Origin of the sequence: Pseudarthrobacter sp. CC4 (genome assembly GCF_048957775.1) — a bacterium.
Lineage (GTDB): Bacteria > Actinomycetota > Actinomycetes > Actinomycetales > Micrococcaceae > Arthrobacter.
Genome location: NZ_JARCCZ010000035.1, coordinates 1 through 19,634 on the forward strand (window position 1 = coordinate 1; position 19,634 = coordinate 19,634).

The following is a 19,634-nucleotide window of genomic DNA, read 5'->3' on the forward strand; positions in this document are numbered from 1 at the left end:
TGGGAGAGTAGGTCACCGCCGGACAACCATTAGGTCGAGGCCCCAACCACCAGGTTGGGGCCTCCCGCATTTAACGCGCCCTCCCGGGGGACCCTCTCTCACTTAACGCACCCTCCCGTGGGGGCCCTCTCTCACTTAACGCACCCTCCCGTGGGGGCCCTCTCTCACTTAACGCACCCTCCCGTGCGGGCCCTCTCTCAATTAACGCACCCCCCGACGGGACCCTCTCTCACTTAACGCCCCCTCCCGGGGGACCCTCTCTCACTTAACGCACCCCCCGGGGCCCTGCCGCACTGCCCGGCCGGCCCGCCGTCGACCACCAGCGCCAAACTGCGAGAGCATCCCAGGAAACCCCACATCAACCGAGAGAGCATCGCCGAAAAGCCCGCATCAACTGAGAGAGCGTCCGCTGGCGGCTGAATCCGGGGTGAAAAACCCGGAAAATCCGGTGATTAACCTCAAAAAGTCGCGGAAACACGCGGAATTTGCGGAACGCGGAGGCCCAAGCTGGTAAGTTTTCGAACAGTGGCTTGTACGCATGCCGCGTATAGGCTCCAGAATCATGACCGTCCAGGAGGACATAAATGGCTAAGAACCGTAGTGAACTTGTTGCAGAGGTAGCTGGCAAGGCCGGCACCAGCCAGGCAGCCGTCAACTCCGTCCTCGACGCACTGTTCGAGGTTTTCGAGACTTCTGTCGCAGCGGGCGAGAAGATCACCATTCCGGGCTGGCTCGCCGTGGAGCGTACCGACCGCGCAGCACGCACCGGCCGCAACCCGCAGACGGGTGAGACCATCCAGATCGCGGCAGGCCACAGCGTCAAGCTGACCGCCGGCTCCAAGCTGAAGGCTGCAGTTTCCAACAAGAAGTAGGCTTCTTCCTCCCCGGCACGCGGCCGGCGCGGAAAAGGAGCGGCAACCACCAGGTTGCCGCTCCTTTTGTCTTTTAAGCCGATTCGCGGCCCGGGCAGGCGTAGCGGACAATGGAATGGTGTCTTCTGCCGCAAAACCACGTTCCACCCAGCCCCCGTCCGTTCCCGGCAAGGGAGTTCGGGGCAACGGTGCGCCGGCGGGGGACAGCGGTGCCTTGGGGATCTCCCGGACATGGCAAGTGGCCGGGCTGGCCGCCCTCTTCCTGGGCCTGGCAGCTGCGCTCATCTTCTCCGGGGCTGCCGGCGCCAGGGCAGTCTCTGATCCTGGAGCGCTTGTCCGTTGGGGGCTCCCCGTCAGCAAGGCAATCCACAACGTGTCGCTGGCCACCGTCATCGGCGGCCTCGTCTTCGCCGTCGGCATCCTGCCCAGGAATGCGGGGCCCCGCAGCCGGAGCAAAGAGAGCAGTGAGGCACCCGAACACCCTGCCTTCAGCCGCGCCCTGGCCGTAGCGGCCGCAGCAGGTGCGACGTGGACATTGTCGGCCATCGCGGTCCTGGTCCTCACCTACTCTGATGTTGCCGGACAGGGACTCTCCGGCGATGCCGAGTTCACCCAGGCCCTGGTCTACTTCATGACGGATATCGAGACGGGGCGGGCCTGGCTGGCCGTCACCATCATCGCCGCCGTCGTGACAACGGCCCTGTTCGGAGTGCGGTCCCTCGGCGGCCTGGCGCTGACCCTGATCCTCGCCCTGGCCGGCCTGGTACCCACAGCACTGATCGGCCATTCTTCAAGCTCCTCGGACCACGAAGGCGCCATCAACTCCCTGGGCCTGCACCTGGTAGGGGTCAGCACCTGGGTGGGCGGCATCATCATGCTGGCCCTGCTGTCCGGAATCCTGACCGGCCCCAAAGCCGCAACCGCCACCGACATCACCGAGCCGACGCTCCGCCGGTTCTCGTCGCTGGCCGGTTTTGCCTTCGTGCTCGTGCTCGCGTCCGGCATCATCAACGCCAGCATCCGGGTCACCAACTGGGGTGACCTCTTCGGTTCCCCCTATGGCCAGCTCATCCTGGCCAAGGCGATGGCCACCCTGGTCCTGGGCGGAATCGGGTTCATGCACCGGCAGTGGGTGATCCCGCAGCTGAGCCGCAAGGGCTCCACCATGTCCTCGCGGCGGGTCCTCTGGCAGCTGGTCCTGGCGGAATTCCTGGTGATGGGAGCAACGTCGGGTGTCGCCGTCGCACTGGGGCGGTCCGCCCCGCCGGAGCCCACAGCCTTCGCGCCCGATGCCACGCCCGCCTTCATCCTCACCGGGTACGAGCTTCCCCCGGAGCTGACCCCCGAACGCTGGCTGACAGAGTGGCGCCTGGACTGGCTCTGGATCGCCGCGGCGCTGTTCGGGCTTGTGTCCTACTTCCTTGGCGTGGCCAAGATCTACCGGCGCGGCGACAAGTGGCAGTGGTTCCGCACCGTGAACTGGGTCATTGGCCTGCTGGTGCTCACCTACATCACCTCTGGTCCGCCGTCGGTCTATGGCCGCGTGCTGTTCTCCGCCCATATGGTGGACCACATGGCGCTGACCATGGTGGCGCCGATCTTCCTGGTGCTGGGGGCGCCTGTGACCCTCGCACTGCGGGCCCTGCCTGCCCGTGCAGACGGTTCCCGCGGGGCGCGTGAGTGGCTGCTGGTGTTCGTCCACTCGAAGTTCTCGCAGCTGGTCACGCACCCGCTCTTCGCCGCCGCGAACTTCGCCGGCTCGATTGTGCTGTTCTACTACTCGGACCTGTTCGGCTTCGCCATGCGCGAGCATGTGGGCCACGAGCTGATGACCGTGCACTTCCTGCTGACCGGCTACATCTTCATCCTGAGCATGATCGGCACCGACCCGCTTCCGCTCCGGGCGCCGTACCCCATGCGGCTCGTCCTGCTCCTGGCCACCATGGGCTTCCACGCGTTCTTCGGCGTGGCCATCATGGGCGGGACCAACCTGCTGGCCGCGGACTACTTCGGGAACCTGGGCAGGGCCTGGGGCCAGTCGGCACTCGCAGACCAGCAGACCGGCGGCGCCATGGCCTGGGGCATCGGCGAGGTGCCCACGCTCCTGGTGGCGATCGGCGTCGCCATCATGTGGTCCCGGTCGGACGCGCGGGAGACCAAACGCGTGGACCGGGCGGCAGACAGGAATAACGACGCCGATCTCACCGCTTACAACGATATGTTTGCCAAGTTGGCTGAACGCGATGCCAAGCTGGCTGAACGAAACAAGCTGGAAGGACGCTGATGAGCGAAACCGTACGCACGCATGCCCGGGTCCGGGCTTCCGAACTGGTGGGCCGTAACTGGTTGAACACCGGCGGCAAATCACTGGACCTTGAAGCCCTCCGCGGCAAGATCGTGCTGCTGGACTTCTGGACCTTCTGCTGCATCAACTGCCTCCACGTCCTGGACGAGCTGCGGCCGCTGGAGGAACAGTACTCCGATGTCCTGGTGACGGTGGGCGTCCACTCGCCCAAGTTCGAGCACGAGGCCGATCCCGTAGCGCTGGCTGCCGCCGTGGAGCGCTACGAGATCCACCACCCGGTCCTGGACGACCCGGAGCTGGAGACCTGGAAGGCCTATACCGCCCGGGCCTGGCCCACCCTGGTGGTCATCGATCCCGAGGGCTACATCGTGGCGCACCTCTCCGGCGAAGGCCACGCGGACGGCCTGGCCGTGCTGATTCCCGAGCTGATCGCACAACATGAGGCCAAGGGGACGCTGCACCGCGGTTCCGGCCCGTACGTGGCGCCCGAGCCCACGTCCGGCACCCTGCGCTTTCCCGGCAAGGCGCTCTTCCTCCCGCCGGGCCGCGGTTCCACCGCCTCGGAGGGAACGTCCGACGGCGGTACCGCGGCGGGTGCCGCGGCCGCCGGTGCCGCAGCAAGTAAGGGCTCGTGGCTGGTCACCGATACCGGCCACCACCGGCTGGTGGAGCTTGCCACCGACTTCCACACTGTCCTGGGCACCTTTGGCTCCGGCAGCCGGGGCTACTCCGACGGCCCGGCCGCCGGTGACACAGCCGCGGCCCGGTTCAACGAACCCCAGGGCCTGGTCCTGCTGCCGGAAGACGTGGCAGCCAAGGCGGGTTACGACGTCGTCATTGCCGACTCCGTCAACCACCGGCTCCGCGGGCTGTCCCTCGCGGACGGCAAGGCCTCAACCCTGGCCGGCAGCGGCGTCCAGCGGCTGCTGGAGGCGGGACCCGCGCGCGTGGATGAGGACGCGGCGGGATTCACCGGCGCGCTCGGCGGGCACCCGCTGGATGTTGCCCTGAGTTCGCCGTGGGATGTTGTCTGGTCGCGCAAGCTCAACGCCGTGGTGATCGCCATGGCCGGGACGCACCAAATCTTCAGCTTCGATCCCATCACCGGATCTGTTGCCATTGTGGCCGGCAACGGGCTGGAGGGCCTGCTGGACGGCGCCCCGCACGAGGCCTGGTTCGCGCAGCCGTCCGGCCTGGCCGAGGACGCGGACGGGAACATCTGGGTGGCAGACTCCGAGACGTCCGCCCTCCGCAAGCTGGTGATTGACGACGACGGCAGCGTCACGGTGGAGTCCGCCATCGGCAAGGGACTGTTCGACTTCGGCTTCCGGGACGGCCCCGCCGCAGAAGCCCGGCTGCAGCACCCCCTGGGTGTGACAGTCCTGCCGGACGGATCAGTGGCGATCGCGGACACCTACAACGGTGCCGTCCGCCGCTACGACCCCGCCTCGGGCACGGTGTCTACGCTCGCGCGCGGCCTCCTGGAGCCGTCAGACGTGATTGTGGACCACACGCATTCGGCCGGGTCCGAGCCCCTGCTGGTGGTGGTTGAGGCCAACAAGCACCAGATGGTGTTCGTTCCCATCCCCAAGGAAGCCCAGCAGGTGGATGAGGGAGCGGTCCAGACCCACCGGCCCAAGAGCCCTGTGGCGCCAGGACCCGTTGAACTGGCCGTCCGCTTCACCGCCCCCACCGGGCAGAAGCTCGATGACCGCTGGGGCGATCCCACGCAGCTGAAAATCTCCTCCACCCCGCCGGAGCTCCTGGTGTCCGGCGGCGGAACGTCCGTGGGGCTGCTGCGGACGCTGGAGCTTTCACCTGAGGTGGCCGAGGGCGTCCTGCACATCACGGCCCGGGCTGCTGCCTGTGACGGCCCCGAGACCGAGGACGGCGAAATCCCGGACCACGCCGCCTGCCACCTCTACCAGCAGGACTGGGGCATCCCCGTGGTGCTGCAGCGCGACGGCGACCGTGAGCTGGTCCTGGACCTCCGCGGGATGGACTGACGCGCCGCCGTCGTAATTTAGCTTAAGGCTGCCGTCCGGGACTGACACGTCACGGACGGCAGCCTTTTGGCATTGGGGCCTTACGTCAACCTTGATTTTGCAGGGGTGTGTGGCCGCGAGGGTCGTAAAAGGGTGCTTGCTGTGACGGCGCTGCCGGCTTGGCTGTCCACATAACGGCGGGTGCCGCTGCCGAACACTTCTCAAAGCGGCCACCATGGCCCCATGGACGTGTCAAAAGCCTTGGATCGTTGCGGCGGAGCTGCCCGCCGGCCCGCGCTTGCCCGGCTCGGCGTGGACGATGCCGCCCTTCGCCGCGCCGTCCGCGGCGGGGTCCTGCAGCCGGAACGAGGACTTTATGCGCTTCCGACGGCGCCTGCCGGACTCGTTGCCCTGCTGCAGAACCGGGAGCTGCTGACCTGTTCCAGCGCCGCCGGCCACCACAGCCTCTGGTCCCTGCCGTCGGCGGGACCCCGCCACGTTTACCATCGGAGGGAAGCCGCCGTCCGGGGCGACGCGATCCACCACGCGGGATTGCTGCTGCCGCCGTGCTCCAACCGGCCGGTTGCAGCCCTCGCTGATGTCCTCATTCACGCCTTGCGATGCCTTCCGTTCGCTGAATCACTGGTCATGGTGGAGAGCGCCGTGTCCAGGGGCGACATGACGGTCGAATTCCTCCGGCAGCGCCTCCCCGGCAAGCGCAACGGCAAAGCGCGGGCGGTCCTGCAGTGGGTGGACCGGGGCGCGGACTCACTCCTCGAGACGCTGGCGCGGACCTACTTCCGCCAGGCGGGCATCACGGTTCAGCCTCAGGCCTACCTGGAACGGGTGGGGTACGTCGACCTGCTGCTGGATGGATGGCTGGCGGTGGAACTGGACGGGAGGCACCACGCCGAGTGGAACCAGGTCAAGAAGGACCACCGGCGGAACAACGAGTCCGTGCTCCAGGGATATACAGTGCTGCGGTACTACTACTCGGACGTGGTGTACAACCCCGCCGCCATGGTTGCCCAGGTTCTGGCGGTCCTGGGCCGACGGCGCTAGAAAGGCGCAGCGTCATGGGGAACACGGTTCTGGAATCCTGCCGGGACGGGGCCCGCGGGATTCCGCGGAAGCGGAGGGAAGCTAAGCCCAAAATCGTGCCCTGCGTGACGCAAACAGGCCACTCTGGTTGGTTAGGGGAGCAGGGGCTAGAAGCTCAGCACCGGCGTGACCTTGACCGTGTCTCCTGAGACGTCCAGCCGGGTGGTGAAGCTGAAGTCCACCTCTTCGCTGAGGGGGTACCAGGCGCCGGTGAACAGGTTCTGCTGGAGGGCCTCAACCTTGGCCTTGCCGTCGAGCGGAGCCACCACCCAGCGCCCGTCGAAGGGCTCGATGGACACGTTGGGGTACTCCGTCACGGTCCACTTGATGGTGCCGTCCTGCACCCTGTTGTTGCTGGCGTAGTAGAACGGGCAGTCGGGCTGGAGCTTCTGCTCCTTGGCTGCTTCGGCTGCGCAGCTGTCCAGGAATTCCTTGACCTTCGCCGAGACGTCCTTCTTCAGGGTGTCCGTGGCCTGGGTGAGGAGGTTGAGCGGCGCTACCGGGGCGTCCCGCGCCGTCACGGTGGCCCTGGTGGGTGATGCCGAAAAGTACTGGCCGTTCACGGTGGCCTCGTACTCGCCTGGATAGAACACCGCAAAGGAGTTCCGGCCGTTCGGCATGTTCACCGGCACGCCGTTGACGGTGGCCTCGCTGGCGTTGACCACCGTGATGTCAAGAGTGGGAAGCCTCGACGGAACAAAGGCCCACGTGTTGAAGAAGAGCCACTCGGTTCCGGTTTTCTCCAGCAGGAACTCGGTGCGGAGCCGGCTGCCGTCAATGGTGTATTGCATGGGCACCATGACCTGGTTGTCCGGGAGCTCCACCGCGTCACCGATATCCACGTTCGTGAACCGGGACGTTGCAGTCTGCAGGGCGGTTCCGTCCAGCATGGCGGCGTTGCTGGGCGGCACGGTTGCCCTAAGCAGCCCAAGTGCCTTGCCGCCGTCGCCGCTTTGCAGTGCCTCCAGATACTCCCGGACCGGCTGCTGCGGGCCAGCCACCGTATTGTTGACCAGGTTCACCGCAACGACGGCTCCGGCGACGGCAAGCATGAGTCCCAGCAGCCATCCGGCCGCGATCCTCACCAACGCTTGACTCATCTGCACTGTCATTACGTTACCTGCCAAGCGGCCGACGGCGGCAGTCGGGCATGGCGGATGCGGTACCTGGTCAGCGGCGGCGCCGCCGGGACGACGTGCCGAACACCCCGCGCAGCAGCTCCCGCCCAAGCTGCGTGCCGATGGACCTCGCCATGCTCTTCAGCCCGCCGCCCAGGGCTCCGCCCAGCACGCCACCCAGATCCCCCATCATCGAATCACGCGTCTCGGGCCGTGGTTCCCGCGGTTCTTCCGTCCGGGAGCGGCGCGTTCCATCCCCGGAAGCTGCCGGCCGGCTGCTGGGGCGGCCGAGGATCTCCTCCTCGATCCGGCGTGCCTCGGCGTCGATGTCGGTAGTTCCGCCGGCAGCCCTGCCGGGGACGGCCACCCGGCCATCGGCGGTCGGCCCCGTGGGAGCGGCAGCCTTCCCGGAAAGCTTTTCGAAGGCCGACGGATTGTCCACCGCCGTTCCGTACCTGGCCAGCAGGGCTGACGCCGCCACGGTGCTGCGGACCAAAGCCTCGTCGCTCGGACCCATCACGGACTCGGGCGCCCGCAGGCGGGTCAGCGCCACGGGGGTGGGGGCACCCTTCTCATTCATGACGGTGATGACGGCCTCGCCGATGCCGGCGGACGTCAGGGTTTCCTCCAGGTCGTAGTCGCTGAGCGGAAAGGTGGAGACCGTGGCCTTCAATGCCTTGGCGTCCTCCGGGGTGAACGCGCGGAGGGCATGCTGCACCCGGTTGGCGAGCTGGCCCAGGACCTCGGCCGGGACGTCCTTGGGGGTCTGGGTGACGAAGAAGATTCCCACGCCCTTGGAGCGGATGAGCCGGACCGTGGTGGTGATGGCCTCCAGGAAAGCCTTGGAGGCGTCGTTGAAGAGGAGGTGGGCTTCATCGAGGAAGAACACCAGCTTGGGTTTGTCCAGGTCGCCGGCCTCGGGGAGGTCCTCGAACAGGTCGGCCAGCAGCCACATCAGGAAGGTGGAGAACAGCATGGGCTTGGTCTGCAGCGTGGGCAGCTCCAGGCACGTGATGACCCCGCGGCCGTCCGGGGCGGTCCGCAGCAGCTCCGCGGTATCGAATTCGGGTTCCCCGAAAAACCTCTCCAGTCCCTGCGCCTCGAGGCTCACAAGCTCGCGCAGGATCACCCCGGCGGTCGCCTTGGACAGGCCGCCGAGTTCCTCGAGCTGGTCTTTGCCCTCGTCCGAGGTGAGGAACTGGATGACGGCACGGAGGTCCTTCAGGTCAATGAGTTCCAGGCCGTTCTTGTCCGCAAAATAGAAGACCAGCTGCAGGCTCGATTCCTGCGTGTCGTTCAGTTCCATGATCCGCGAGAGCAGGATGGGCCCGAAGGAGGACACCGTGGCCCGCACGGGGACGCCGTTGCCATCGCCGCCCAGGGCCAGGAACTCCACCGGGAACGTCTTGCCCTGCCATGGCTGCCCGATGCCCTCCGTGCGTGCGGTGAGTTTTTCACTGCCGACGGCGGCGGTGGCCAGCCCGGAGAGGTCGCCTTTGATGTCCGCCAGGAAGACCGGCACGCCGGCGGTGGAGAGCTGTTCGGCCATCATGTGCAGTGTGACGGTCTTGCCCGTGCCGGTGGCACCTGCCACGAGGCCGTGCCGGTTCATCATGGAAAGCGGCAGCCGCACCGGCGCGTCCTTGTGGAGCTCGCCGTCCACGATCGCGGCTCCCAGCTCTATGGTGGCGCCTTCCAGCGTGTAGCCCTTCTGGAGGGTGGCAAGCTTCTCTGCTGTGGTTTTGTTGGCCATGGCGTTAGCTTAGCGGCGGCCGCAACCCCGCACCGGTCCGCGCGTCGTGACTAAGGACCGCTTGGGCGGGTGGCAGCTTCGTTGGAAGGGCCGACGGCGGCGTGGTGAGTGCCGCCGTCGGCCCTTTTTGGGGACGGTTTCGTCGGGTGCCCTCAGGCTGCAGCTGCCTGCAGGGCAGCACCCACGACGCCCGCAGAGTTTTCCAGGCTGGCCGGGATGACCGGGGTGCGCAGTGACAGGCGAGGCAGGTATTCGTTGCTGCATTCCGAAATTCCCCCACCGATGATGATCAGGTCGGGCGAGAAGAGGAACTCCACATGTGACAGGTACAGCTGGAGCCGGTCCGCGTACTCAATCCAGTCCAGGCCTGCATTTTCGCGGGCGACGGCCGATGCCCGGGATTCTGCCTTGTGCCCGTCGATTTCCAGATGCCCCAGCTCGAAATTGGGTATCAGCTTTCCATCAACGATGAGTGCTGATCCGATGCCCGTTCCCAACGTGAGGACCAGGACAACGCCGCGTTTGTCCTTCCCGACGCCGTAATGGGCCTCTGCCATACCAGCGGCGTCGGCGTCATTCACCACGCAAACGGGCCGGCCAAGCCGTTCCCGCAAGTAGGCTTGAACATCCAGTCCGATCCAGCCGGCGTCCATGTTTGCTGCCGACCTGGCCACTCCGTGCTGGACTATCGAGGGGATGGCGACGCCGACAGCAGGGGCGCTATGGCCGGGGCTTTCGGATTCGAGCTCATCGATGAGCTGGTCCAGGGTGTTTGCGACTTCATCAACCGTGCCGCAGGCAGGTGTCCGGAGGCGACGGACGCCGCCGACCGGGGTGCCGCTGCCCATGTTGATGATTGCGCCCTTGATCCACGTCCCGCCGACATCGATGCCGATCCCGAAATCCAGTCCGGACGGCACGTCCGTGGTATTGGCCGAGGGTCCTGTCATCACGCTTCCTGGAGCCAGGCCGTGGCCGCTCCGGGCAGGGAACCTGCCGGGAGGGGCGAACTGGAGACCAGTACCTTGCCGGCGGGCAGTTCGAAGGCTTCCGTGCCGAAGTTCGTTACGGAGGTCCAGCCGTTGGGGCGCCGGAAGGCCAGGACGTCAGGCCGGCCGGTTTCCAGCCATTCCAGCGCTTCAGTGGTCTGCAGCCGTGACCGCAGGGCAAGCGCCCTGCGGTAGAGGGACAGGGTTGACTCTTCCCGGGCCTCCTGGGCTTCCACTGAGTAGCCTGCGAACCAGTCCGGTTGCGGCAGGTGGGCGCCGCCCGTCCCGAAACCGAACGAGGTGCCCGAGCCTGTCCAGGGCAGCGGCACGCGGCAGCCGTCGCGGCCGATTTCCACGCCTTTGTTGCGGAAGAAGGCCGGGTCCTGGCGTTCTGCGTCGGGGATTTCGCTGCCGACTTCCTGCAGGCCCAGTTCCTCGCCCTGGTAGAGGTACGCGGAGCCTGGAAGGGCGAACATCAGCAACGATGCGGCACGGGCGCGGCGCAGGCCGAGTTCCACGTCGACGTCTTCCTGCTTGCCGCCGGCCAGCAGCCACTGCTTGCCGGCCTCGCCGGCCATGATCCCGCCCTCGGCCGAAGGTCCGGAGACTGGCAGCCCGTAGCGTGTGGCGTGCCGTACGACGTCGTGGTTGGAGAAAACCCACGTGGAGGAAGCGCCGGAAGCCTGGGCCTCGGCGAGGTTCTTGGTGATGATCTTCCGGTACTGGGCGCCGTCAAAGTCTGCCTGCAGCAGGTCGAAATTGAAGGCCTGGCCAAGGCCCTCCGGGCTGGCGTAGCGGGCCCGGCGGTCCGAGTGCACCCAGGCTTCGGCGACGGCGGTGCGCGGCGGGTTGTACTCGTTGAAGAGCTTGCGCCACTCGGCGTAGATCTCGTGGACTTCGTCGCGGTCCCAGTACGGATGCGCACCGGCAAGGTACAGCGCCTCGCCCTGGGTTTCGAGGTCTGCCTTGGTGGGCAGGGACTCTTCGAGGTTCTTGGTCAGGGCATGGGCGACGTCAATCCGGAAACCGTCCACGCCCCGGTCGGACCAGAAGCGCAAGGTCTTCAGGAAGTCTTCGCGAACCTCGCGGTTGTCCCAGTTGAAGTCCGGCTGTTCCTTGGCGAAGATGTGCATGTACCACTGGCCCGGAGTTCCGTCGGGTTCTGTGATGCGTTCCCAGGCGGGACCGCCGAACACGGAGTCCCAGTCTGACGGCGGAAGTTCACCGTTGTCGCCGAGTCCGTCACGGAAGATGTAGCGGTCGCGGGCGGGGGATCCCTTCGGGGAGGCGAGGGCTTCCTGGAACCACTCGTGGCGGTTCGAGGAGTGGTTGGGCACGATGTCCACGATCAGCTTGATGCCGGCGGCGTGCAGGGCGGAGGCCATGTCGTTGAAGTCCTCGAGAGTGCCGAGCCGCGGGTCAACGTTACGGTAGTCGTCCACGTCATAGCCGCCGTCGGCGAGGGCTGAAGGGTAGAACGGGCTCAGCCAGACCGCATCGATTCCCAGAGCCTTCAGGTAAGGGACCTTGGCGGTGATGCCGTTGATGTCACCGATACCGTCGCCGTTGGAGTCGGCGAAGCTGCGGGGGTATATCTGGTAGACCGAGGCCTGGCGCCACCAGTCGGGGTCGGTCATCTGCTTGGGCCCGGTGCTGGTTGCCTTGGTGGCGATGGAGGGCAAGACTTTGTCCTTTACTTTTGTGTCTGTGGTCGGTTTGGCGGCTGGCGTCACTTGACTGCGCCCTGGGTCAGGCCGGACATTACCCAGCGCTGGGTAAAGAGGTAGACGACGATCGCCGGCGCCATCGCCATCAGGTACGAGGCGAAGGCGACGTTGTAGCTGTTGCTGAACTGCGTCTGGAAGATCTTCTGCAGCACCGGGATCGTCTGCAGTTCCGGGTCGGAAATGATGAGTGACGGCATCATGAAGTCGTTCCATGACGCGATGAAGGCGAAGATGCCCACCGTTGCGCTCATCGGCCCGAGCAGGGGGAAGATGAGCTTCCAGAACACCTGCCACGTGCCGGCGCCGTCAATGCGCATGCTTTCCTCCAGCTCCAGCGGGATGGAGCGCAGGAAGGCCGTAAAAAGCATCGTGTTGAACGCCAGGGCAAACACGATGTGCAGGATCGCGACGCCGAGTGGATTGTCCAGTCCGACAAGGCCCGTGAGCTGGATCTGCGGCAGCGCCACCACGGGGAACGGGATGAACATCGCCGCGAGCAGGTAGAAGAAGGACCAGCGGAAGAGCCGGCGGTCCCAGTTGCGGACGATCGCGTAGGCTGCCAGCGCCGACACGATGATTTCCCCCGCGACGGCGGTCACGGACACGAACACCGAGATTCCGAAGCCGCGCGGGAAGTTCGTGAGCGTCCATGCCTGGACGAAACTGTCGAAGGTCAGGGGGCTCGGCAGCGAGAAGGCGTTGCCGTCCACCGCCTGGCCGGTGGTTTTGAACGCCATGCTGATCGTGACGTACAGCGGGACGAGCACGCTGAGCGTGCAGACGATAAGGATGATGGTCGCAGGCCAGTTGCTGCGTTTTTTGCCGGCGCGGATCGGATGTTTCTTCCCGGCGGCCGTGGGTCCTGCTGTGATGGTGCTGGGTGCGCTGCTCATGCTGCGACCCCTCCTTTGCCACGAGTGAAGCGAAGCTGGATGAGTGCGATGACGATGCTGATGAGGAAGAAGATCACGGCATTGGCCATCTGGTACGCGTAGTCGCCGCCTTCGAAGCCACGGAAGATCGACATCGCGACGCTGCGTGTGGCGACTCCGGGGCCGCCGTCGGTAAGGCCAACGATGATGTCGTAGGCGTTGAGGTAGTTCTTGAAGCCAAGGACCATATTGATGACCGCATATCCGGCGACCAGCGGCAGGGTGATGTGCCGCAGGTTGTGCCAGGGCGAAGCTCCGTCGATGGAGCTTGCCTCGTAGACCTCGGCAGGAACCGTGAGAAGCCCTGCGATGTAAATCAGCATCGCACTCGGAATGGACTGCCACGCCGCGACGAAGACGATCGCCAGCCACGCCAGATCGGGGTTGGCGAGGATGCTCGTCGCCAGCGGTTCGATTCCCATGCTTTGGCCCACAAGCGGCAGCGAGTTCGAGAAGAGGTACTGGAAGACGAACGCGATGACGATGCCCGAGATCACCATGGGGATAACGAATACCGTGCGCAGTGCAGCGCGGAAGCGGACACGGGACGTGAGTCCCAGCGCCAGGAGGAAGGCCACGGCGTTGACGGCGATGACGGTCACGAGCGCAAAGGCGAGCGTGAAGCCGTAGGCGCTGAGGACCCCTTCATCCTGGAAAACCGCTATGAAGTTCCGGATGCCGATGAAGTCGAAGTCGCCGAAGCCGACGGAGTTCGTGAAGCTGTAGACGAATCCGAGTACAGCCGGCAGCGTGACGGCGAGGGTGAAAATCGCCAGCGCCGGGAACAGGAAGAAGTAGTAGATCGGATCGAGGCGGCGCTTTCGCGCAACCGTCGCCCTGGGCGCTGCCGGGGCCGTCACCACCGCTCTAGTGGAAGGCTTAGTCGTCGATGACATGAATGGTCCTCGTTTCGTGCATTAGAACGGAAGTGGTGGTCACGCGCGGAAAGCCAGGCGCGCCCAGTCGGCGTCAAGCCGGCGCAGCGTGCTCTCGACGTCGGCGCCGCCGATGATCGACTGAAGATAGTTCGCGGCGGGAATGGAGTTCGGAATGAACTGTGAGGCTCCCATGTAGAAGCGGCCGTCGTCGTAGTACTTCTGCATCTCAACGATCCGGGGGTCGGTCACCGCTGGCGCGTCCTTGGTGGTGCCAAAGCCCAGGAATTCGGCGTTGTAGGAGTTCTGGATCTCCGGCTCCATGAGGTATTGAAGGAAGTCGCGGGCACCCTCCTGGGCGTTGGCGACTTCGGGAACCCAGAGCGAAAGGTCGATGTTAACGCGGACCTTCAGGTCGGCGGGGTCGCCGGTCATCGGCAGCGGAAAGGTGCCGAGATCCACATCTGTGCCGGCCTTTTCAATTTCTCCGAAGGCCCACGGCCCCTGGAAGTACATCGCTGCCTGCCCCTGCGCCATGGCAGTGTTGCCGTCCCCGTAGCCGCGGCTGGACGCATCGGGGTTGACGTACGACGTCAGCTGGACCATGCGCTTCACTGGCTCAAGCAGCGTTTTCTGGAACGACACCTCGGAATCCGGTCCGACCTTCTCGCCGATCCGGTGCATTGCCTTGTAGAAGTCGCGCACGTCGACCATGCCGCCGACCGTGTAGTCGAACAGGCCCTGGGCAATCGTCCAGGGGTCGCGGAAAGTGCCGTAGATCGGTGTGATGCCGGCTGCCTTGAGCACCTCGCAGACCTCGATCAGTTCATCCCAGGTTGTCGGGACGGACAGCCCGTTCTGTTCGAAGATGCGGCGGTTGTAGATGACTGAGGCAGCCATGACCGAGTAGGGGATGACGCTCGTACGGCCCGGGTAGGTGGGATACCAGTTCGTAAGGTCGAGGACGTCGTCCCGGATGGAAGCTGCTGCCGGAAGATCCGAAAGGTCCGAGAGCGCCCCGCGCTCCATGAACCTGGCCATCTCAAGGTTGTAGTTGAGGCAACCGAGATCCGGCGGACTGCTGCGCACAAAGCTGGCAGAAAGATTCGTCGCCATGTCATGCAGGACGCGGACCTGGTCCTGCGACGCGGAAAACTTTGCCGCCAGATCGCGGAAGTATGGGACAGCTTCAGGTTTGGACTGGTGGAACGTGACGGTGGGGCGTGTGCCTCCCGGTGCACAACCGGCCAGGGCGAAAGCGGCCAGCGCGCCCCCGGAAGCGGCAAGGAAGGTGCGACGGGAGACTCGCGTCCCGGCGGACGTCAAAGGTGGCAACATCGGCTCCTAAGTCGAATTTATTTGGATCTTATATTTAGGTCCTATATGAGGATGGGGGATGCGGGCGATATCGTCAAGGGATGAATACGACGTCGGCGAGCTCAACGCAGCTGTTGCGGCAAATCAACTCCGATGCACTGCTTCGCTTCGCCCTCGAGGAACAGGTGTTCACAGCCGGAGAGGCCATGGCCGCGACCGGGCTGACACGCGCGACGGTACTCGGCGTCTGCGACGGTCTGGTCGACATTGGCTGGCTTGAGGAAGTGGAGGACGGGCAGTGCGATGGCCGTACTCACAAAGGCCGGCCGGCCCGCCGCTACCAAGTGCGTGAGGCTGCCGGTGTTGTTGTTGGGCTGGACGCGGGGGAGTCCTACTTCACGGCGATCGTCGCCGACCTGCGCGGCCGCGAGCTGAACACGCGTCGACAAAGTATTGACTCGCATGCGCTGGGGCGTGCCGGCCGCGGTGCGAGTGCACGGGAGATGATCCGTCTGACCCTCCACGACATCGGACGCACCCTCGACGACGTCTTGCTTACCGTCGTCGGCGTTCCCGCGCCGATCGACGCTTATGGCATGTCCCCCGAAGGCGACTTCTGGCATCTGATGAATTCCGGCTTCGCCTCCCATCTGCCGGGCATGGTCATCGTCGAGAATGACGCCAACCTCGCCGCTATTGCCGAACGCGCCCACGACCCGTCAGCTAATCAAGCAACGTTGCTGACAGGCGAGCGATTCGGCGCCGGCCTGATCGTCGATGGGCACTTGCTGCGAGGACCTCGGGGCGGCGCAGGCGAGATGCGATTCCTCGACACTCTTACCGCCGGCAAGTTCGTGCCCGACGAAGGGGGCACGGACGGGTTTGGCGCACTTGCGCGGAAATGGGCACGCTCGCGCGTTCACTCATACGAGGGCAAAACCATGCTGCGGCACATCCCCGAGGGGGAAATCACCGCGGAGGACGTCTTCCAGGCAGCCCGCGAGGGAGATCCGTTCGCGGCGGACATCATCGCCCGGCTCGGCGACCGACTGGCGCGGATTGCGGTTGTGCTCTCCAGCCTTCTGGACGTTGAACGCGTCATCATCGCAGGAGGGATTTCACGGGCCATCGAACCTGTCCTCGAACACGCACGCACCCTGCTGCGCACGGATTCGGACCTGCCGCTGCCGGAACTCGTTGCGAGCACATTGGGAGCGGAGGTGGTGGTCAAAGGCGCCATCGAGTCCGCTTTGACACGGATCAAACACGAACCTGGCGCGTTCCTCCCGCGGCCGCCCGTTCCTGAAGAGCTGCGGGGCTAACTGCAGTGAAACCGGTAGGCCGAATGAGGAAGGCGGGGCCGGAGTTTTCCGGCCCCGCCTTGAGATTAGGACTTATGGTTTCAGCCCGACCATGGGAACCACAACGGGTGATGCTGCTTGCCAGTCAAGAACCGCGGCCTGGCTTTGGCCCTCGCGGACAACCACATCCAGGGCATTTGGATCGCTGGTGTCGGTATCCCGTGAAGGTGTGCTGCCGTCGAATACGCCGGCGCCGCCGCCGAAGCGCCACTCCTTGATCCAGGACGGATCTCCGGCCGCCCAGTATCCGCCGTCGTAGACGGGACGTACGTTGCCGATGCCCTCACCTGGTTCGGCGTTTCCAAACATGGCAACGGCGAATTTTGCGGAGGCAGGATTCAGGTTGCCCAAGCCAGCCTTGGGCACCATGGTGACGATCTGGCGGGCTTCCGGCACCGTCAGCAGTGTCACGGCTGACGTGCGGGTTCCGTCAGGAGCATAAACGCCCGCCCCGTCGAAGCGACCGTCGGTGACAACGACGGAATCCCAGGCATCTTCGACGTTCATGTTTGTGCCCGGCAGGGCCGGGGTGGGGGTCGTATCGCCGTTGCTGAGGTAGACGTTGATCCGCTGGTGTGAGATGCCCTGACCGCCCCAAGGGTTGGTGACCTCGCCTGCAATGGTGGTGACAAACGCGTAGTTATCGTCGGCATCATAGACGTCGACGCCAGTGAGGTCGAAGGCGCCGGGGACGTAGGCCGGGTTGCTCGGGTAGGTGTAGCTTCCAGGACCGTTGTCATCTCCAGACGGGTCCTGCAGTCCGCCGATGCGGGTGCCGTAATGCAGGACGGTCCGGTCCTCGACGGCAGTGCCGCCGTCGGCTCCCACGGCGGCTACGGTCACTGTGTTCTTGGTGCCGGTAAGGGATACGTCCAATGAGAACTTGGATGTGCCGTCGCCCGTCGGGGTAAGCGGGGCCTCGGCAACATTACCGTTGACCGAAACGTATACCTTGGCTGCAGCCGTGATGCCAGCGACAGTGGTGCTGGGGGAGTCGGAAGTGCTGAGCTGGGCAGGTGATTCGACCGTAAGTGCGGGTTCGGCGACAGCGCCTGAACCGTACCGCCGAGCAACGTTCTGCGGTGTCTCAACCGGTGATCCGTTTTCCATGCCCGCAGCAAGCCGCACGTACTGTGCCATTGCCCACGAGAGCGGCGAGGCGGAGCCGGTGCTGCGACCCAGTTCGTGGCGGTAAGTTGTCGGTTCATCCTGGTCCCAAACCTGCTCGGGAATCATGAATCCGTCGTTGGCTGCGGAGTGCATGGTTGCCAGGTACGGGAGCGCATCCTGACCGTTAGCCAGCGCGTATTCGCCCCGCTCACCGGTCAGCAGCGGCCAGAGTCGTCCGATTCCGGTCCCGTCCCATGGCGAACCGTCGGCCTTTTCCCCGTAGCCGTCGTACGTGTAGCGATGCCACATGCGGCCGCCTGGGGTGTCCTGTGAAATGGAGGCGTCTGTCTCGGCAAGGGAATCCGCGACGTGCGCATCGGCGGGCGGCTTCACGCCAAGCCGGACAAACTCCAGGAAGCCGGCGTCCAGCACGGCGTTCTCCGGATGGATGCCTGCACCGTTGCCCCAGTCGCGGACAGCGCCATCGTTGGGGTCGCCGCTTCCGCTGATGCGCAAGTAGTAGTTGCCGTCACCTACCGGTCCGTTGGTCGTGAACATCCACTTTTCCGTGTTGCGCTGCCACTCGTCCGCAGTGGCCCGATAAATCGCAGCGGAACCGGCGTCACCATTCCCTTCTGCTATGTCTCCGGCAGCCGCCAGGGCGGCGATCTGCGACGCCAGGGTCGACGTTGAATATCCGCCTGTTTCCTCCCAGCGTTCCTGCGGGGTCTTGGGGCCGGCGGCAACAAGATAGTCCGCTGCGGGCTTGAGTTCTTTGGCGTAGAAGTCAGCATCTGTGCGTCCAATTTGGCTCGCCAGCAGGATGGGAAACGCTGTTTCATCCAACTGGATCCCGTTCTGGCCCACGGTTCCGTCAACCTTCGACGTCTGCGGGAAATGTCCGTCCGGCAACTGCTGATACTTGAACAGCCACTCAACGCCGCGGCGGGCAGCTTCCTCGTCCCCGGCAGCGAGCAGGGCAGTCACCGATTGGTACATGTCACGTGCCCACACCGCGTGGTATCCCTCACGGTGTTGCTCGGCGTTCGCTACCTGCCCCCACGGCGTGGTCAGCGATGCGATGAAGGCCCCCGGGAAGGTCTTGTCTTCATGGGCTTTGACCGTCATCAGTGAGACGTTGTACTGCGTCAGAAGATCACCGTCCAGGGCCTTGGCCGGCTTGTCCAGGGATTGCAGGTACTGCTTCCATTCTTTGGTGTACTCCTTCGACACTCTGGGGAAGCCTTGCTTCACGCTCGCGTTTGCGGTCTCGAGGGCCTCCTGCGCATTCGCGCCAAAGCCCAGGGCAAGGGAGAATTCCGTCTTTGCTCCCGTCAGCGCGATCGTTCCCGTCTGGGCGATATTCCCGGGCCCGGCGCCGGTGTAGGCGCCGTCGAGTCTGCCATCTGCACCAAGGTCCGTTCCGCCGTCGCTGGTGCCGACATATCCGGTGCTGGTGGCGCTGAATCCTGAGCTTGAAACCACTGCGGAGGCAACCGGGGTGTCCGGAATGGAAAGGTCTTCTGCCACCAGGGCATTACCGACAGTCCTGCCGGAGTCCCCGCCGGAAGTGCCGGCCAGGGAAGGATCGAACAGGGCATGGAGCTGGTAATTCCCGCCGTCGAGCACCTCGAAGGTAACCCCGAGCATCACAGCAGAGCGCTGCGGGTCTGTCACATAGGTTTTCGTCAACCGCCAGCGACTGGCACTGTCTTCAGTGATCTGCCGGTAGCTCAGCGCCTGCGGGTCAGCGAGCTCCACCCGCCGGGTCGTGTCCTCATTCTCACGCTGGGTGCGGGATCCGTCGCTGACGGCAAACTGGAGCTCGCGGGTATTGGGGGTGTCTGCGCGCGGGTAGTACACCTCGCTGAGGGTCCCCTCTGTCAGGGTGTACCAGACCTTCGAAGCTGTGCTGACGGACGAGCCAACGCCCTCCTTGTCGCCTTTTGTCCACGTCGCGGAAGCCCCCGGCGCCCCCGGCGCGGGTTCTGCTTCTGCGCTGGCAGGGGAAAAGGCGACAGTCGACGCCGCAACTGCAAGGGCGACGGCGGCGCAGCCCGTTCTAAGGTGATGCTTCATTGCTCTCCTCGGTTTTTGAGCACCTGGTATCCCCATCAGTGCTCTCGGGACGAATATATAAAAGCCGTTAATAAACGCACCCCTAGTATGGTGAGCAGTAGATAAGCCGG

13 protein-coding genes are annotated in these 19,634 nt (G+C 65.0%); 5 read left to right on the plus strand and 8 right to left on the minus strand.

Features of this window, described 5'->3' with window-relative positions; all coding sequences use genetic code 11:
* The first annotated feature begins 584 nt into the window (after window positions 1–584).
* The 4 genes from PV768_RS19450 to PV768_RS19465 all read left to right on the plus strand — a co-directional run bounded on the left by PV768_RS19450 (window position 585) and on the right by PV768_RS19465 (window position 6,224).
* Window positions 585–872, plus strand: a complete 288-nt coding sequence (locus tag PV768_RS19450) for an HU family DNA-binding protein (RefSeq protein ID WP_009358243.1) — start codon at window positions 585–587, stop codon at window positions 870–872.
* A gap of 115 nt (window positions 873–987) precedes the next feature.
* The gene (locus tag PV768_RS19455) at window positions 988–3,156 is read left to right on the plus strand and encodes a cytochrome c oxidase assembly protein (RefSeq protein WP_421093955.1); all 2,169 of its coding nucleotides are present in this window, start codon (window positions 988–990) and stop codon (window positions 3,154–3,156) included.
* Window positions 3,156–5,183: an NHL domain-containing thioredoxin family protein gene (locus PV768_RS19460; RefSeq protein WP_421093956.1), complete on the plus strand. Its 2,028-nt coding sequence runs from the start codon at window positions 3,156–3,158 to the stop codon at window positions 5,181–5,183. The genes PV768_RS19455 and PV768_RS19460 overlap by 1 nt, the downstream gene beginning before the upstream one ends.
* Window positions 5,184–5,405: 222 nt before the next feature.
* Window positions 5,406–6,224, plus strand: coding sequence for an endonuclease domain-containing protein (locus PV768_RS19465; RefSeq protein ID WP_421093957.1), 819 nt, complete (start codon window positions 5,406–5,408; stop codon window positions 6,222–6,224).
* Window positions 6,225–6,370: 146 nt separating this feature from the next.
* Here PV768_RS19465 and PV768_RS19470 read toward each other — a convergent pair whose 3' ends face one another.
* From PV768_RS19470 to PV768_RS19500, 7 genes are all read right to left on the minus strand, one after another.
* Complete coding sequence (locus PV768_RS19470) at window positions 6,371–7,363, minus strand: hypothetical protein (RefSeq protein ID WP_157240421.1); 993 nt, start codon at window positions 7,361–7,363, stop codon at window positions 6,371–6,373.
* 70 nt (window positions 7,364–7,433) lie between these two features.
* Window positions 7,434–9,134, minus strand: a complete 1,701-nt coding sequence (locus PV768_RS19475) for a helicase HerA-like domain-containing protein (RefSeq protein ID WP_421093958.1) — start codon at window positions 9,132–9,134, stop codon at window positions 7,434–7,436.
* Between the two features lie 152 nt (window positions 9,135–9,286).
* Window positions 9,287–10,084, minus strand: a complete 798-nt coding sequence (gene ppgK / locus PV768_RS19480; RefSeq protein WP_157240424.1) for a polyphosphate--glucose phosphotransferase — start codon at window positions 10,082–10,084, stop codon at window positions 9,287–9,289.
* The gene (locus PV768_RS19485; RefSeq protein ID WP_421093970.1) at window positions 10,084–11,760 is read right to left on the minus strand and encodes an alpha-amylase family glycosyl hydrolase; all 1,677 of its coding nucleotides are present in this window, start codon (window positions 11,758–11,760) and stop codon (window positions 10,084–10,086) included. The genes ppgK and PV768_RS19485 overlap by 1 nt, the downstream gene beginning before the upstream one ends.
* 92 nt (window positions 11,761–11,852) lie before the next feature.
* Window positions 11,853–12,743, minus strand: a complete 891-nt coding sequence (locus PV768_RS19490) for a carbohydrate ABC transporter permease (RefSeq protein ID WP_157240426.1) — start codon at window positions 12,741–12,743, stop codon at window positions 11,853–11,855.
* The gene (locus PV768_RS19495) at window positions 12,740–13,678 is read right to left on the minus strand and encodes a carbohydrate ABC transporter permease (RefSeq protein ID WP_421093959.1); all 939 of its coding nucleotides are present in this window, start codon (window positions 13,676–13,678) and stop codon (window positions 12,740–12,742) included. Before PV768_RS19495 ends, PV768_RS19490 begins: the two co-directional genes overlap by 4 nt.
* A gap of 39 nt (window positions 13,679–13,717) precedes the next feature.
* On the minus strand, window positions 13,718–14,995 hold the full coding sequence (locus tag PV768_RS19500) for an ABC transporter substrate-binding protein (protein WP_421093960.1): 1,278 nt from the start codon (window positions 14,993–14,995) through the stop codon (window positions 13,718–13,720).
* An 80-nt stretch (window positions 14,996–15,075) separates the two neighbouring features.
* On the opposite strand from PV768_RS19500, the gene PV768_RS19505 reads away from it, so the two are divergent.
* Entirely contained in the window at window positions 15,076–16,296 is a 1,221-nt protein-coding gene (locus PV768_RS19505) for an ROK family protein (RefSeq protein ID WP_421093961.1), read from the plus strand.
* Window positions 16,297–16,368: 72 nt separating this feature from the next.
* On the opposite strand, the gene PV768_RS19510 is transcribed toward PV768_RS19505, so the two are convergent.
* On the minus strand, window positions 16,369–19,524 hold the full coding sequence (locus PV768_RS19510; RefSeq protein WP_421093962.1) for a glucan 1,4-alpha-glucosidase: 3,156 nt from the start codon (window positions 19,522–19,524) through the stop codon (window positions 16,369–16,371).
* Between the last annotated feature and the right edge of the window lie 110 nt (window positions 19,525–19,634).

What these genes read in the sequence shown, in the direction of transcription:
- PV768_RS19450 (WP_009358243.1), top strand. Translation starts at nt 585, where the DNA reads ATGGCTAAGAACCGTAGTGAACTTGTTGCAGAGGTAGCTGGCAAGGCC.
- PV768_RS19455 (WP_421093955.1), top strand. Translation starts at nt 988, where the DNA reads ATGGTGTCTTCTGCCGCAAAACCACGTTCCACCCAGCCCCCGTCCGTT.
- PV768_RS19460 (WP_421093956.1), top strand. Translation starts at nt 3,156, where the DNA reads ATGAGCGAAACCGTACGCACGCATGCCCGGGTCCGGGCTTCCGAACTG.
- PV768_RS19465 (WP_421093957.1), top strand. Translation starts at nt 5,406, where the DNA reads ATGGACGTGTCAAAAGCCTTGGATCGTTGCGGCGGAGCTGCCCGCCGG.
- PV768_RS19470 (WP_157240421.1), bottom strand. Translation starts at nt 7,363, where the DNA reads ATGAGTCAAGCGTTGGTGAGGATCGCGGCCGGATGGCTGCTGGGACTC.
- PV768_RS19475 (WP_421093958.1), bottom strand. Translation starts at nt 9,134, where the DNA reads ATGGCCAACAAAACCACAGCAGAGAAGCTTGCCACCCTCCAGAAGGGC.
- ppgK (WP_157240424.1), bottom strand. Translation starts at nt 10,084, where the DNA reads ATGACAGGACCCTCGGCCAATACCACGGACGTGCCGTCCGGACTGGAT.
- PV768_RS19485 (WP_421093970.1), bottom strand. Translation starts at nt 11,760, where the DNA reads ATGACCGACCCCGACTGGTGGCGCCAGGCCTCGGTCTACCAGATATAC.
- PV768_RS19490 (WP_157240426.1), bottom strand. Translation starts at nt 12,743, where the DNA reads ATGAGCAGCGCACCCAGCACCATCACAGCAGGACCCACGGCCGCCGGG.
- PV768_RS19495 (WP_421093959.1), bottom strand. Translation starts at nt 13,678, where the DNA reads ATGTCATCGACGACTAAGCCTTCCACTAGAGCGGTGGTGACGGCCCCG.
- PV768_RS19500 (WP_421093960.1), bottom strand. Translation starts at nt 14,995, where the DNA reads ATGTTGCCACCTTTGACGTCCGCCGGGACGCGAGTCTCCCGTCGCACC.
- PV768_RS19505 (WP_421093961.1), top strand. Translation starts at nt 15,076, where the DNA reads ATGAATACGACGTCGGCGAGCTCAACGCAGCTGTTGCGGCAAATCAAC.
- PV768_RS19510 (WP_421093962.1), bottom strand. Translation starts at nt 19,524, where the DNA reads ATGAAGCATCACCTTAGAACGGGCTGCGCCGCCGTCGCCCTTGCAGTT.